Raw genomic sequence first — 14,437 nt, 5'->3', positions numbered from 1 at the left:
CCCCCACCGAGGGGACAAACGAGCCCATGGCCGATCCTCGCCCGACCGCCGAGACGACCGCCGCCTTGCCCGTGGAGGGCGACGTCGCGCGTGTCCTCGTCGACAACCACCGGGCGTTTCTGGCGTTCCTCGAACGCCGCCTCGGGGACCGCGCCCTCGCCGAGGACATCCTGCAAGAGGCGTTCACGCGTGGGCTCCAGCGCCTCGACACGCTCCAGAAGGACGAATCCGCGATCGCCTGGTTCTACCGCCTCCTGCGCAACGCCGTCGTCGATCACCGCCGCCGCCAGGGCTCCGCGCGCCGCGCGCTCGACGCCTTCGCCTCCGAGGTCGAGGATCACGCCGAGCCGAACCAGGAGGTCCGCGGCGCGATCTGCCAATGCGTCACGCGCCTCGCGAAGACGCTCAAACCCGAATACCGCGCCGCGCTCGAGCGCATCGAGGTGGAGGGCGTCGCGGTGAAGGACTTCGCCGACGAGCAGGGCATCACGCCCTCGAACGCGGCCGTGCGCGTCTTCCGCGCGCGCGAGGCGTTACGGAAGCAGGTCGCCATCTCCTGCGGGACCTGCGCCGAGCACGGCTGCGTCGATTGCACGTGCGATCCCGAGGCGCACGCGCACGGCGGCTGCGCCCCGAAGGCCTGACGCTTTGCGGATCACGACCTCGACGGCCGCGCCCGCGCGACCGACACGATCACGACGCCCGCGATCACGATGATCGCCGCGAGCCACGTCGTCGCCGAGGCCGCCTCGCCGCCGAGCCAGATCCCGAGCGCGATGGCGACGAGCGGATTCACGTACGCATAACTCGTCGCAATGGCCGGCCGCGTGTTCCGGATGAGGTAGCCGTACGCGGAGAACCCCACGATCGAGCCGAACACCGTCAGATACGCGAGCGCCGCGAGCGAGCGTGCCGAGGGCGCGACCGGAAACGACTCACCGAGGAGCGGCGCGAGGGAGAGCATGATCACGCCGCCCGCGATCATCTGCGCGGCCGAGGCCATGAGGCCCTTCGGCAGGTCCATCGATCGGCTGAAGAGCGAGCCGAGCGCCCAGGCGAACGGCGACAGCATCATCAACAAGAGCCCGCCCGTCGAGCCGCCCATCGCGCCGCCGAGGTGCAAAAGCGCGGCGCCCGTGAAGCCGACCAGGAGGCCCGTCCATTCTCCGGCCGAAGGCGCGGCGGACGAGCCTTCGCGGCCCCTCCGGCGCTGCACGAACGCCGCGGCGCTGCCGAGCACGGCGACCCAGAGCGGCATCGTCGTCACGACGACCGCGGCCACGCCCGAGCTCACCCACCCCCGCTGCTGCCCGATCGCGAGAAACCCATTGCCACACGCGAGCAAGAGCGCGCCCACGAGCGCGGCCCCGGCCCATTGCCTCCGCGTCGGCGCGGCCTCGCCGCGCAGCCGCAGCGCACCGTACAGAATGCCGCCCGCCAGCACGAACCGCGTGCCGCCCATGTAAAACGGCGGCAACGTCTCCAGCGCGATGTGCATCCCGAGGTACGTCGAGCCCCAGATGACGTAGAGGGAAAAGAGCGAGACCAAGACGAGCCATTGCTGCCGCACGGCCGCGAGGACCCGCCGAAGCTTCCCGGAGACACCTTCTCTCGACACCGTGATGTGCGCCCGCGAAAGGGCCTCGACCACCACGAGCCCTTGATCGGCGCCACGGTAGCAGCCGCCCGCCGAGAGCACCACGTCGTCCGGATCACCCTCGCGCGTGAGCCAGACCGACCCGCTCGTACACGCGAGGGCGAACGGCCCCCGGAGCTTCTGCGCCCACAACGCACCTTTGGCGAGATCGAGCTCGACAGGGTGCGGCGTCAAGGGAGCCACGCCCGCGCGAAACCTTGGCACGGTCATCATACCCCAAGCTTGACCCCGGACCGGCAGCCGGCACAGATGCAGTTGCTCGGCATGTGCGACCGGTACAGTCGAACGAAACCCGTGCTGTGCTGGTCGACACCCGCGGCAACTGTACCGGTGCGCGGGAGGCCCACGCGCGGTATCCTCGGCCTTCGTGCAGGAAGAAACCGTCACCGCCGGGCAGGGGCTTCTTTACGAGCGCGTCGCCGCGCACATCGAGGAGCTGATCGAGCGGGGCACGCTCCGCCCCGGCGATCGGATCCCCTCGGTGCGGCGGCTCGCGCGCCAGCAGGGCGTCAGCATCGCGACGGTCCTGCAGGCCTACCTCGAGCTCGAGAATCGTGGGGTCATCGAGGCGCGGCCCCAGTCGGGACATTACGTGCGGGCGCGCCGCGCGCCGCTCCCGCCCGAGCCCCGCGCGGCGCGCGCGTGCACGACCACGAGCCGCCCGAGCATCGGAACCCTCGTCGCGAGGCTCTATGGCGCCGGCCGAGATCCGAGCATCGTGCCGCTCGGCGCGGGGTTCCTCGATCCCGAGCTCTTGCCGACCGAGCGGCTGAACCGCTCCTTGAGCCTCATCGCCCGGAGCGCGGGCGGCGCGGGCGTGGGCTACGACCTGCCGCCCGGCCTCGTCGCGCTGCGCCGGCAAATCGCGCGTCGGTCCATCGAATGGGGCTGCGCGCTCTCGACGGACGACATCGTCACCACCGTCGGCGCGGCCGAGGCGCTCCACCTCTGCCTGCGCGCCGCCACGCGGCCGGGCGACACGGTGGCCGTCGAATCGCCCGCGTATTACGGCCTCTTGCGCCTCCTCGCCAGCCTCCACATGCGGGTCATCGAGATCCCCTCGCACCCGCGCACGGGCCTCGATCTCTCCGCGCTCGCGGAGGCGATGGGGCGCCACCGCATTCGCGCCGTGATGGCGATCCCGAACTTCAACAACCCGCTCGGCTCCTTGATGCCGGACGAGGCGAAGGAGGAGCTCGTGGAGATGCTCGGACGGCGGGAAATCCCGCTCATCGAGGACGACATCTACGGCGACCTCCATTTCGGCGACGAGCGCCCGCGGCCGGCCAAGGCCTTCGACAAACGTGGCCTCGTGATGCTCTGCTCCTCGTTCTCGAAGACGGTGGCGCCTGGCTATCGTGTCGGCTGGGCCGCGCCGGGCATCTTCCGCGAGGAGGTCGAGCACCTCAAGTTCGCGCAGAGCGTGGCCACCGCGACCTTGCCGCAAATGGCCGTCGCGGATTTCCTCGACAATGGCGGCTACGACCATCACCTGCGCGCGCTGCGGCGCAAGCTCGCGGCGCAGGTCGAGCGGGTGAGCGAGGCCGTGGCCGAGCATTTCCCGCCCGGAACGCGCATTTCGCGGCCTGCGGGAGGGTTTCTTTTGTGGGTGGAGCTGCCGCCGGGCACGAGCGCGCTCCTGCTCTTCGAGCGCGCGCTCGCGCGTGGCATTGCCATTGCGCCGGGGCCGCTCTTCTCGGCGAAGCAGCGCTTCACGGGGTACATCCGCTTGTCGTGCGGGCACCCGTGGTCGGAGCTCTTCGATCACGCGATTCGTACGCTCGGGAAGCTCTGCGCGGAGTGCGCGGGGTAGAGACGCCCGCGCATCCGTCGACGGGCACCGGATTGAAGTTCGTGGGCCCACGGAGCTTCCATGCGCGCGCCGGGCCCTCCTGGGGGACTTGAGCCCCAGGGATGGATCTTGACGGATCCACCCTCGCCCCGGGATCCCCATTTGCACCCGATGTCCTTTCGCGTAGTTGTCGAGGGCGCGCCGTTGGCAACGACCTTGCTTGCCCCGGATCCCTCATGTCGAACGACGACACGCCTTTCGACCTCGGGCCGCCGCCTCCCATCTTCCTCCCGCCGCCCGGGCCCGTCGCCGGCGCGCCTCCGCCCGCGCCCGTGGCGTTCGCCGCGCGTGCGATTGTGCCGGAAGCTCCAGCGCCCGCGCAGCCGCAGAGGATCATGGCGCTGTCGGCGAAGGCCCCGGGCTCGTACACCGTGAAGTCGGGCGATACGCTCGGCGCGATCGCGGAGAAATACGACACCACCGTCGGCGCGATCCTCAAGGCAAACCCGCAGATCTCGAACCCGAATCAGATCTCCGTCGGGCAGCAGATCAAGCTCCCCGGCGCGTCCGGCGGCACCGGCGGCGCCTCGCCGCAGCCGAGCCAGCCCAAACCGCCGCCGAAGAAACCCCCGCCGAAGAAGCCGGCGCCCGCCAAAGACAAGGACGACGACAAGGATTCGAAGGCCGCGCGCAAGCTCGTCTTCCCGCTCTGGAAAAAACCCACGGCGAGCTGGAAAGACGGTCCGCGGTACTTCGGCTGCCCACGCTCGGGAGGTCGCAAGCACGGCGGCGTGGATCTGTATGCCCCGTTTGGCTCGAAGATCCGCGCGATCGCCGACGGCGTCATCATCCGCCCCCCCTATTTCTTCTATGACGGGACGAACGCGCTCGAGGTCTTCCACCCGGGCGTCGGCGTCGTCCGGTATGGCGAGATCTCGAGCAGCAAGCGGGTCAACGTCCGGGCCGGGCAAAAGGTAAAATGCGGCGAGCACATCGCGTACGTCGGCCTGCTCGACTCGCTCGGCATGTCGATGATCCATTTCGAGCTCTTCGGCGAGCGGGCGCGCGGACAGGCGCTGACGCAGATGAGCGGCCCCTATCGAAGGCACCCCGCGCTGAAGAACCCCACGCCGCTCATCGACAAACTCCATCGATTGACGTTCAAGTGAGCGCTCCTCGGGAAGACCCTTGCAGAGAACGATGAAGCCATGAGCAACGTTAAAATCTCACTGGAGTCCGGGGAACAGCTCGACGTCCGCAGCTTCGCGGTGCACGAGGCGTTGAGCGCGTCGTTCCAGATCGACGTCATCGCGGTCGGCGACGACGACGTCGATCTGAAAAAGATCAGCGGCCGCCCTGCGTCGTTTGGCCTCGTGGGCCCCAGCGGCCGGCGCATCTGGACGGGCGTGTGCGCGCGGATCGCGCAGACGGAGGTCGAGTCCGACGGGCTCTCGACCTACGCGCTCCGGATCGTCCCCGCATTTTGGCTCTTGAGCCATCGCCGCAACCACCGCGTCTACAAACACGCGTCCGTGCCGCAGATCGTGAAGAAGGTCCTCGACGAGTGGCGTTTGCCCTTCGAGCTTCGGCTCGACGAGGACGACTACACGAAACGCGAGTTCAAGGTGCAATACGGCGAGACCGACCACGATTTCGTGCGGCGCCTCCTCGTCGACGCGGGCATCTCGTTTTTCTTCACCACCCCCGCGGGCGAGAAGGAGACGAAGATGATCCTCACCGACGCGCCGACCACCGCGGAGCCCCGCGAGAAGGCGCTGCCGTTCGTGCGTTCGGCGAGCCTGGCGGAGAAGGCGGAGCACATCACGGACGTGAGCCTCGCCCACGACGTGCGCCCGGGGCGCGCGGTCGTGCGTGATTTCGATTTCCGCCGCCCGACGTTCCCGCTCGCCGGCGTGCACAGCGCGGACGACGACGGGCCCGACAGCCTGCTCGAGGAGTATTTTTTCCTCCCCGGATCGAGCCACGCCGCGGGCGACGGCGACGGCAGCACGCCCGTCGGCGACGCGGAGGGCAACTACCGGCACAACGAGAAAGAAGCCAAGCGCAAGGCGCAGCGGCACGTCGAGGCCATGCGCGGCGCGGCCTCGCGCATCAGCTTCAATACATCGGCGACCGACGTCGCGCCCGGCACCGTCTTTTCGATGAAAGGACATCCGCACCGGGATCTCGGAAATCAGGAAAAGCTCCTCGTCCTCTCCTCATTCCTCTCGGGCGAGGTCGATGACGATTGGCACGCGGGCGGTGAGGCCGTCTCGGCGGACAAGCCTTTCCGCCCCCTGCTCACCACGATGAGCCCTGGAGACGCGCACCGGAGCGGCGAAGACGGCGCGTTCAAGCCGCTTTCGAAGACGAGCAAACCGCGCATCCACGGCGTCCAGAGCGCGGTCGTCGTCGGGCCGCCCGGCGAGGACATCCATTGCGACGAACATGGCCGCGTGCGCGTGCAGTTCCCGTGGGATCGCGAGGCGAAGGGCGACGAGAAGGGCTCGTGCTGGGTGCGCGTCTCCCAGGCCTGGGCGGGACCCGGGTTTGGCATGGTCACGCTGCCGCGCGTCGGGCAGGAGGTGCTCGTCGCGTTCCTCGAAGGGGATCCGGACCTCCCGGTCGTCGTCGGCCGCCTGTTCGGCACGATCTCCCCGGTGCCTTATTCGATCCCGGAGAACAAGACCCGCACCACGCTCAAATCGAGCTCGAAGAACGGCGGCAACGAGATCACGTTCGACGACAAGGCGGACGGCGAGCTTTTTTACCTCGAAGCCACGAAGGACCTGCACAAGGTCGTCCAGGAAGACGAGCTCGAAGAGACGAAGGGCAACCGGCACGTCACGGTCGAGGGGGATCTCATCCTCTCGGCGAAGGGCAACGTCATCATCCAGGCCGGCAAAGAGCTCGTCGTCAAGGGCGGCCCGAAGATCCAGCTCAACCCACCCGTCGAGGTGCCCGCGGCGCGCAAACCGAAGAAGCTCGGCGGACACGGCTCCAAAAAACACGCGAAGCACGAGCCGAGCGAGGCGAAACACGAGCCCGCGAAGCACGAGCCCGCGAAGCACGAGAAGGAAAAAGAGCCGCCCAAGCACGACCACGCCAAGGAGCCTCACGGCAAATCGAAGGCCGCGAGGCAGAACGAGCTGCTCGGCAAGATGAACCCCGGCCCCGCGGGCAAATACCACCAGATCGCCGCGGCCCGCAAAGCGAAGGCGGAGCATTACAAAGAACTCGCGAAAAAGATCGGCGAGCGGTACGACATCCCGCCGGCCCTCGCGCTCGCCTGGATGAACCGCGAGTCGGCGTTCGGCGAGTTCCTCGACGCGAACGGCTACAGCAAATTCGACGGGATGGGCTTCGGGTTGTTCCAGGTCGACAAACGGTACCACACGCCGAAGGGCGGCCCTTCCGACTGGCACCACATCGATCAGGCCATGGACATCTACAAGGGGTACATGCGCCAGGTCAAGGACAAGCACCCCGGCTGGAGCGAGGAGGAGTACCTCGCCGCGGGCCTCGTCGCGTACAACGCGGGCCCGAGCAACGCGCAGACGCGGCCCTCGTCCACGGCGGCGTGGGCGCAGCTCGACAATGGCACGGCGCACGACGATTACTCGCGCGACGTATGGGCCGAGGCGCAGTGGTATTCGAAAAACCTGAAGTGGTGACGGGGAGGGGTCGATGGCACAGGTAGCTCGCAAGGGCATCGACGAATGCAGCGGCCACGACGGGTGCCTGCCGCGCAAGGCCATCGAGGGCAGCCCGGACGTCTTCCTCGACGGACACGCCGTCGTGCGGGTCGGCGACCTCTGGGAGCCCCACGACGGCCCCGACCACCCGCACCACGACAGCGTGGCCGAAGAGGGATCCGACGAGATTTACGTCAACGGCAAGGCCGTCGTCCGCGTCGGGGATTGCCTCGATTGCGGCAGCGTCGTGAAGACCGGCAGCATGGCGCTGTTTGCCGGCGGGAAAAAGACGCCGAAAAAGGCGCCGGAGGAGGCCGAGGATCGCCCGAACCGGGCCGAGCGGCAGAACAAGGTCTTGCTCAAGATGAAGCCCGGCAAGATGCCCCGAGCGAGCGTGGAGGCGCCGATGGACCGGGCGCGGGCGCAGAAGCTCGTTCCGCTCGCGAAGAAGCTCGGCGCGAAATACGGCATTCCCCCGGCGCTCCTGCTCGGGCTCGCGAGCCGCGAATCCGGCTTCGGCAGGCACCTCCGCGCGGACGGGTACGGCAAGTACGATCCCGACGGGTATGGCATGTTCCAGGTCGACAAGGAGTTCCACAAGCCGAAGGGCGGTCCTTTCAGCCTGGATCACGCCGAGCAGGCCATGCGAATCTGGAGCGACACGTACAAATCCGTGAAAGCCGCGCACCCGAGCTGGACCCGGGAGCAGCTCCTCGCGGGCTCCATCGCCGGCTACAATTTCGGGTCGGGCAACGTCCGGACCCAGCCGAGGGATTCGGCGAGCTGGGCCAAGCTCGACGACGGCTCGGCAGGGGATGATTATTCACGCGACGTGTGGGCGCGGGCGCGGTATTTCTCGAAGCGCCTCAAGTGGGACTGATCGGCGGTAGGAATCGTTATTCATGGAGATCATCACCCTCCCGCCCGTCCTCACGGGCTCCGTCACGTGGCAGGAGCAGCCGGGGCAATGGTCGCTCACGGTCGTCTGCAAGTTGACGTACGCGCTCAAGCCCGGCACGTCGATCGTCGCGACCGAGCCCGAGGGCATCAACGAGCGTGACAACCACTGGGACGACGACCCGGGCAAATGCGTCTATGCCCCGAGCGACCTCGCGCCCTCCAAACCCCGGCCGGAGGTCGTGCTCGTCGGCAGCGCGTTCGCGCCGCGGCGGGAGCCCGTGCGTTCGCTCTTCGCGCGGCTCGTCGTCGCGGACGTCGACAAATCGATCGAGGTCCTCGGCGCGCGCACGATCACGAGGGACGGCGCCGTCTCGGAGGGGCAAAAATGGACGCAGATGCCCCTCCGCTACGAGCGCGCCGCCGGCGGCGAGGATTCATGGAACCCCGTCGGGATCGACCCGTCCATCGTCGACGCGTACGGGCGGCGTACCTTGCCAAACCTGAGGCCCCCGGGGCTCACGGATGCGGACGTATCTCGCCCCATCCCCACGGTCGGGTTCGGCCCCATTGCCTCCCGGTGGCTCGTCCGCAGCGCCAAGCTCGGCGCGCTCGTGGGGGCATTCGCGAACAACACGTGGACCGAGACGCCGCTCGGGATGGAGTTCGACGGCTCGTATTTCCAGAGCGCGCCGCCGGATCAGCTCGTCTCCGAGCTGCGTCCGGACGAGCCCCTTGTGCTCGAAAACATGCACCCGGACATCGAACGATTCTCCACGCGCCTGCCGGGGGTCAAGCCGCGCATGCGCGTGGAAATCGAGGGCCTGCCGCCCTGGGAGCCGGATCTCGTCCCCGACACTTTGTGGATCGACACGAACCGCGCCATCGCGAGCCTCACGTTCCGCGCGCAAATCCCCCTCGACGGCCGTGATCAGCCGGGCCGCATCTTCATCGGCGTCGAGTACCCGGGCGAACCCGCGCGTTTCCCCGAATCGCCGCGCGCCGCGCCCGAGCCTTCTTTGGAAGACGACGACGACCTCGACCTCACGCAAACGACGGCCGACAGCCTCCAGGGCCTCGGCATGAGTCCCCTGCCCTTCAAGGCCTCGCCGGCATTGCCCTTCGCCGCCCCGGGCCCGGCCGCGCCGCAGCCGCCCCCCAAAGCGCCGCCCCCCCAAGCGCCGCCCGAGGATCAGCAGGACACCGCGGTATTCGTCGAGACCATCCCACGTCATGCGATACCGACGTGGCTCGCCGGGGCGAAGACGCCCGCGCCCGTGCCCGCATCTGCGCCCGCGCCGCCCAGGGCCGCGCCTCCGCCAGGAATGCCCGTCGCGCCGCCGCCGGGAATGGCCCCACCGCCGCCCATGGCAGCGCCGCCGCCTCCCCTGGCGACGCCGCCGCAGACGCACCTCGCGCCCGCACCTTTGCGCCCGCAGGCCCCATCGCTCCCGGGCATCGTCGTCCCGCATTCGGCGCCGCCCGCGCCCGCCCTCCCCATGCAGCCGCCGCCCGTCGCGCGTCCTGCCGGCACCACGGTGGGGCAAGCGGCGGTGCTCGCCGCGCAAAAGGCGCGCCCCGCGCCCGAGGCCCCGCCCCCCGCCCCGCCGCCGGCGCCGCTCGAAAAGGATCGCCCTCGCCCCGCCAAGGCCGATCCGCGTGTCCTCGCCACAGCCGCGTTCCTCGGCGCGGCCGAGGCCTCCCACGCCGCCGCCGCCACGACGCCGGCGGAGGACGATCGCGAAAAGGAGCGGCGCGACAAACTTATTGCCGCGGCCCCTACGACCGCCGGTTTTCTCGTGGACCTCCTGTGGTTCGCCCCCGAGCTTCCCCCACGGCTCCCCGAAAACGAAGCCTGGAAACCCCTCTTCGAGCCGGCAGCGCCCCCTGCTCCCGAAGAGCCCGCCGACGAAGCCTCCGAGGATCCTTGGAACGACGAAGATCCGGAAGCTCCGCCCAAGCCTCGCAAGAAGCCCGAGCGCAAGAAAGAAAAGACCCTGGAGGAAAAAGCGAAGGACGACAAATCTCGCGTCTCCAGGGTCCTCACGCGGGCCACGCCCACGCTCGACGTGGAGCATGCGCTCTTCTCGGCGGTCAACGACGACGGCGTGCTCGAACCCCCGCTGCTCGTCGTCGCGGGGGATCTCGAATTCCCCTTCGACGAAATCGAGGTCCTCAAGGTCCTGTCGAGCGCCGCCGCGCCGCTCGCGGTGGGCGACAAGAAGCTCAAGGAGACGCTCGATCTCGCGAACGAGGCGCTCGGCACGCCCCTCGGCAGCTCCGCCGAGGTCGCGGCGAGCTTCTCGCTCCGCGTGCGCGAGGCGTGGGCGAAGGCAAACCGCATGCTCCCGCCCGATTACCTCGACGTGCATACACGTCGGGTGCTGCTCGATCAACGCAAGTACCAGAGACGCGAGCTCTCCGGCGCCGAATGGATCCGCGCGTTGCTCCACGGCCCGATGGCGGACAAGGGCCTCCCCACGTACCTGCCCATCGACCTCGCGAAAAAGCTGCCGCTCTTTTCGAGGTTCTCGGCCCGCCTCCTCGCCTTGGCCTTGCCGCAGCAGGATCAGAGTGAATCGCAAGTCGTCGCGCTCCGCGTGCTCGCGCTCGCGCGCACCATAGCGGGACGCCCGAAACGATGAAGGCTCGCCCGCTCACGGGCGCACGCGCACCCCTTGCCCCGTCGCAACGCCCATGAGCACCGCTGCATGCGTATCGGAGATCCCGAGCAGCGAAAGGATCTCCAGCGCCCCTGTCCAGGCCGGGGCGCCGGGCGCGTCCACGGCGAGCCCTCCTTGCGCGCCCACGAAAAACGTCGTGGTGAACGGCACCGGCTCCCTGTGGCTCGTCGTATGCATATCGGGCCCGAGCCCGAGCGAGATTTTTTGGTCCATGATGTTTTCGCCCTGCCGCAGAGGGACCGACAGCGCCACGACGGGCCCGCCGTACGGGCTCACGAGCCAGGGCGCGCTCCCCGCTTCCCCGCCGACCTCGAACGAATGGCCGAAGAGCGGGGCGCCGTCGAGCGTGAGCGCGACCGTCCCCTTGTTCGTGCCCGCGATCCCCGCGCCTGCCTTCAGCGCGAACCAATCGAGCTCCCCCGGATTGAAGCGGCCCCACGCCCGCGCCGCATAAAGAAAGCGCGGATGACCGTACCGGGGGATGATGCCCGACGCGGGATCGTCGTTGTCGTACTCCAGATTGAGCGCGCCCGAGAGCCCGCCGCCCACGGTCGCCCACGGGTTGACTTGGGATTCGACCCGCAGCTCGGCCCCGACCCCGCCATCGAGCCAGATCCCCCCGCCGAGCCCCACGACGAGCATGACCCGCATGTCGCCCGGCTCGTTCGGCGCGATCCTCGCGAGGTTCGGCATGAGCGGCGGAGGGGAGATGACGTTGCAGCTCAAAGAAAACGCGGAGAGCGCGGCGCCAAGAAGGAGGCGAGGGTTCCGGGACATCGCCCACCCTTCTATCATGACGGGCTCACCTCTTGTGGAAATCGAGCCGCCGCGGGGGACGGCAGAAGGCCCCGGTCTGGGCCCCCGGGCCCTCGGGGGGATCGTCGGTGAAGGCCGAAGCTTCGAGCGGGCGCACGGTGCGCCCGGCGCGATCGACGATCTCGTAATATTCCGTGGGGCCGGGACTACGCCACCCCTCGGCGTACAAGTGACCGCGATGAGGCCCGGTGCGAATGGCGACGACGCAATCGGTCCCTCCCGCGATGGCCTTCACCACGGGCGTTTTTTCCCGCAGGTCGACGCCGCAGACGCTCGTGTGGGTATAGCGGGGGATCTCGTAGCCCCGCGCGTCGATCAACACCAGATCGTCGAACGCGAAGACCGGGGACCACAAGCTCAAGCACGTGCCGTTTTTCGCGATCTCACGGGTTTGCCCGGTCGCGAGGTCGTGGAGCAGAATGCGATTGTCGGTGAGCTGCATACCTTCCTCGTCGACCGGCGCAATCCCCTCGGCCCGCACGAAGACGACCCACTTGCCATCCGGAGAGAGCGCGGGCGATTTGTCTTTCCCGGAGTCGGTCAGCTTGCGCGCCGATCCATCCTGCGCGCACAAATAGATATGGCCCTCGTGGGCCTCCACGCCGGGGCGCGCCTCGGCCCCCACGCACGGCGGCGCGGCCGCGGCGGCGACGGAAGCGCTCGGCGCGGCCGCGGCGGAAGCTTCGGGGGGCGACGCGGACGCAGCCGGGGTCGCCTCCAACTTCGCGGAAGGCGCGGGATCCTTGCTCTCCCCGCGTGAACAGCCAGACGCGACCAAAGCCGCGGCTATCATGAGCGCGGCCTGGGGTTTGCCTTTCTGCCGGGTCGCGGGAGGGAGCACGGGCATGGCGGCGAAAACGCGCCGGAGCGCGTCGACCTTCCCCCTTGGAGTTCCTTCATGACCTCTCGATACAACGTGCTCTCGCCGGAGTTCAGAACCAACCCCTACCCGATTTATGCGGACATGCGCCGCGACGCGCCCGTGTGCCAGGTGGACCCGGGTGGCATGTGGGCCGTCACGCGGCACGACGACGTCCTCTTCGTCCTCAAGCATCCCGAGCTCTTTTCCTCGCGCGGCTTTGGCCTGGCGGTGAACCCGCCGTGGCTCGGCGGCAATCCGTTCGCCGATTCGATGATCACCCTGGATCCGCCCCAGCACGGGCGGCTCCGCGCGCTCGTCTCGAAGGCCTTCGGCACCTTCGCCATGGCGCGGGTGGAGCCACGCGTGCGGGCCTTTGCCGAACAAGCCGTCGCCGAGCTGCCGCGCGAACAACCCGTCGACATCATGCCGCCTTATGCCCTGCGAATCCCGGCCTTCGTCATCGGCGACCTGATGGGGCTCTCCCCCTCGCTGCACGCGCGCCTCAAGCGATGGGCGGACCTCATCACCGGCGGCGTCACCACCGTGCGTCCGGACGAACACGATCGGAAGCAGCTCGCCCGCGACGCCGTGGCGGACCTGCGGCGTTATTTCGGTGAGCTTTTGCAAGAACGCCGGCGCGCGCCCGCCGAGGATCTCGTGAGTGACCTGCTCACGGCCAAGGTCGACGGCGAGGCGCTGACCGAGGACGAGCTGATTGCCTTCATGACCCTGCTCCTCGTGGGCGGCATCGAGACCGCGGTGAACATGCTCGGCACCTCGCTCGTCGTCCTCCTCGAACGGCCGGAGTTATGGGAAAAACTCCGCGCGGATCGATCGCTCCTCCCTGCCTTCATCGACGAGGTGCTGCGCTACGAGCCGCCGCTCCACGCGGTGCCCCGCACGACGACCGCGGAGGTCGAGCTCGGCGGCGTGAAACTACCCAAAGGCGCGCCGCTGCTCGTGATGGTCGGCTCGGCCAACCACGACGAATCCCAATTCCCCGACGCGGGCCAGTTCCACCTGGAGCGGCCCGGCCCGAAGAACCTGCCCTTCGGCCACGGCGTGCACTTCTGCCTCGGCGCGCAGCTCGCGCGCCTGGAGGGACGCCTCGCGCTGGAGGCGCTCTTCGATCACGCGCGCCGCATCTCACCCGGGCCCGAGCCGATGGCCTGGCACCGCACGCTTCTGGTGCGTGGCCCGAGCTCGCTCCCGATCGTCTTGCATTCCTCCTGATCAGGGCTCTTCGCCTTCGGATTCGGCGCCTGCGTCCGTATTCGCCTCTTCGCTCTTGGCCCCGTCGGGCTTTCGGAAGAAGGACTCGACCCACGACTTGGGGAACTTCTTCTTGGTCGCGATCTTGAGCAGCTCCGCGTAGGTCGTCGTCCGCAGGGCGTTGATGCCTTCTTTCCATTCGTCGGTCTCGTTCGTGACGAGCTGCCGCTTTCCTTTGGCCTTGACGCGGACGTCGAGCGCATCGAGCGCGGCTTCGCTGCCTGTGCCGAGGGGGGCCGCGAAGGGGATGAGCTCGTGGTGGGGGTTGAGCTTCTTAACCTCGACGAGGAGCACGTCGCGCGTCTTCTCGCATTGCGAGCGCAGCCCCTTTCGCACGAATTGCCCCGGCGCCGCGCCGCCGAAGAACTTCCCGAGCAGCTCCGGCGCGAATGCGCGCACGGCGGCCCCGAAGCGCTTCGTGGACGAATCGAGCCGCTCGTCGCGGACCGCGACCACCGCCTCGGCCCGGGTCACGCCCCGGCGCGCCGCGCGCTCCTGCGCGAAGAGGCCCTCCCACTCCCCGATGGCCTCCGTGAACGGCGGCGCGAGCAAGGCGGCGTCCTCGTCGGCGCTGAGCGCAGCCTCGGTGAACTCGAGCTCGTCGAGGAAATAAAGCAGGCCATAGGAGAGCGGAATCTGGCGCATGCGAGGTGTGCTACCGGACTGCCCGTTGCCACGTCAAGCGAAAGGGAACGGCGGGCCTCTCCTACCCCCGCGCGTCGTGTCGAGGGGGTACGATCACGGCTCGCCTGCCCCCGCGCG

General features: G+C 68.8%; 11 protein-coding genes. 7 read left to right on the top strand and 4 right to left on the bottom strand.

The genetic code is table 11. The annotated features are described in order from the left end of the window. Positions 1-26 precede the first annotated feature (26 nt). Complete coding sequence (locus tag E8A74_RS35920) at positions 27-644, top strand: RNA polymerase sigma factor (protein WP_136933605.1); 618 nt, start codon at positions 27-29, stop codon at positions 642-644. An 11-nt stretch (positions 645-655) separates the two neighbouring features. On the opposite strand, the gene yedA is transcribed toward E8A74_RS35920, so the two are convergent. Then, positions 656-1,840 (bottom strand): drug/metabolite exporter YedA, encoded by a 1,185-nt coding sequence (yedA, locus tag E8A74_RS35915; RefSeq protein ID WP_232379903.1) that lies wholly within the window; start codon positions 1,838-1,840, stop codon positions 656-658. Positions 1,841-2,024: 184 nt separating this feature from the next. Between yedA and E8A74_RS35910 the strand changes: the two genes are divergently transcribed. From E8A74_RS35910 to E8A74_RS35885, 5 genes are all read left to right on the top strand, one after another. Further along, entirely contained in the window at positions 2,025-3,470 is a 1,446-nt protein-coding gene (locus E8A74_RS35910) for an aminotransferase-like domain-containing protein (protein WP_136933604.1), read from the top strand. A gap of 215 nt (positions 3,471-3,685) precedes the next feature. Next, positions 3,686-4,618 (top strand): LysM peptidoglycan-binding domain-containing protein, encoded by a 933-nt coding sequence (locus E8A74_RS35900; RefSeq protein ID WP_170229620.1) that lies wholly within the window; start codon positions 3,686-3,688, stop codon positions 4,616-4,618. Positions 4,619-4,657: 39 nt separating this feature from the next. Beyond that, on the top strand, positions 4,658-7,123 hold the full coding sequence (tssI, locus tag E8A74_RS35895; RefSeq protein ID WP_136933601.1) for a type VI secretion system tip protein TssI/VgrG: 2,466 nt from the start codon (positions 4,658-4,660) through the stop codon (positions 7,121-7,123). Between the two features lie 13 nt (positions 7,124-7,136). Further along, on the top strand, positions 7,137-8,024 hold the full coding sequence (locus tag E8A74_RS35890; protein WP_136933600.1) for a PAAR domain-containing protein: 888 nt from the start codon (positions 7,137-7,139) through the stop codon (positions 8,022-8,024). 22 nt (positions 8,025-8,046) lie between these two features. Next, entirely contained in the window at positions 8,047-10,686 is a 2,640-nt protein-coding gene (locus tag E8A74_RS35885; RefSeq protein WP_136933599.1) for a DUF2169 family type VI secretion system accessory protein, read from the top strand. A gap of 12 nt (positions 10,687-10,698) precedes the next feature. Here E8A74_RS35885 and E8A74_RS35880 read toward each other — a convergent pair whose 3' ends face one another. Further along, entirely contained in the window at positions 10,699-11,502 is an 804-nt protein-coding gene (locus E8A74_RS35880; RefSeq protein WP_136933598.1) for a hypothetical protein, read from the bottom strand. A gap of 25 nt (positions 11,503-11,527) precedes the next feature. Next, the gene (locus E8A74_RS35875; protein ID WP_136933597.1) at positions 11,528-12,388 is read right to left on the bottom strand and encodes a PD40 domain-containing protein; all 861 of its coding nucleotides are present in this window, start codon (positions 12,386-12,388) and stop codon (positions 11,528-11,530) included. A 51-nt stretch (positions 12,389-12,439) separates the two neighbouring features. On the opposite strand from E8A74_RS35875, the gene E8A74_RS35870 reads away from it, so the two are divergent. Next, positions 12,440-13,636 carry a cytochrome P450 gene (locus tag E8A74_RS35870; protein WP_136933596.1) on the top strand — a complete coding sequence of 399 codons (1,197 nt, stop codon included), beginning with the start codon at positions 12,440-12,442 and terminating at the stop codon, positions 13,634-13,636. Here the strand turns inward: E8A74_RS35870 and E8A74_RS35865 are convergent, their stop codons facing one another. Further along, a complete protein-coding gene (locus E8A74_RS35865; protein ID WP_136933595.1) occupies positions 13,637-14,320 on the bottom strand; it encodes a hypothetical protein in 684 nt (227 codons plus the stop codon). Positions 14,321-14,437: the final 117 nt, after the last annotated feature.

The organism is Polyangium fumosum, from assembly GCF_005144585.1.
In the GTDB taxonomy this organism is placed as follows: Bacteria; Myxococcota_A; Polyangia; order Polyangiales; family Polyangiaceae; genus Polyangium; species Polyangium fumosum.
The sequence above is the reverse complement of the archived record's forward strand: the minus strand, read 5'-3'. Positions and strand labels throughout refer to the sequence as shown.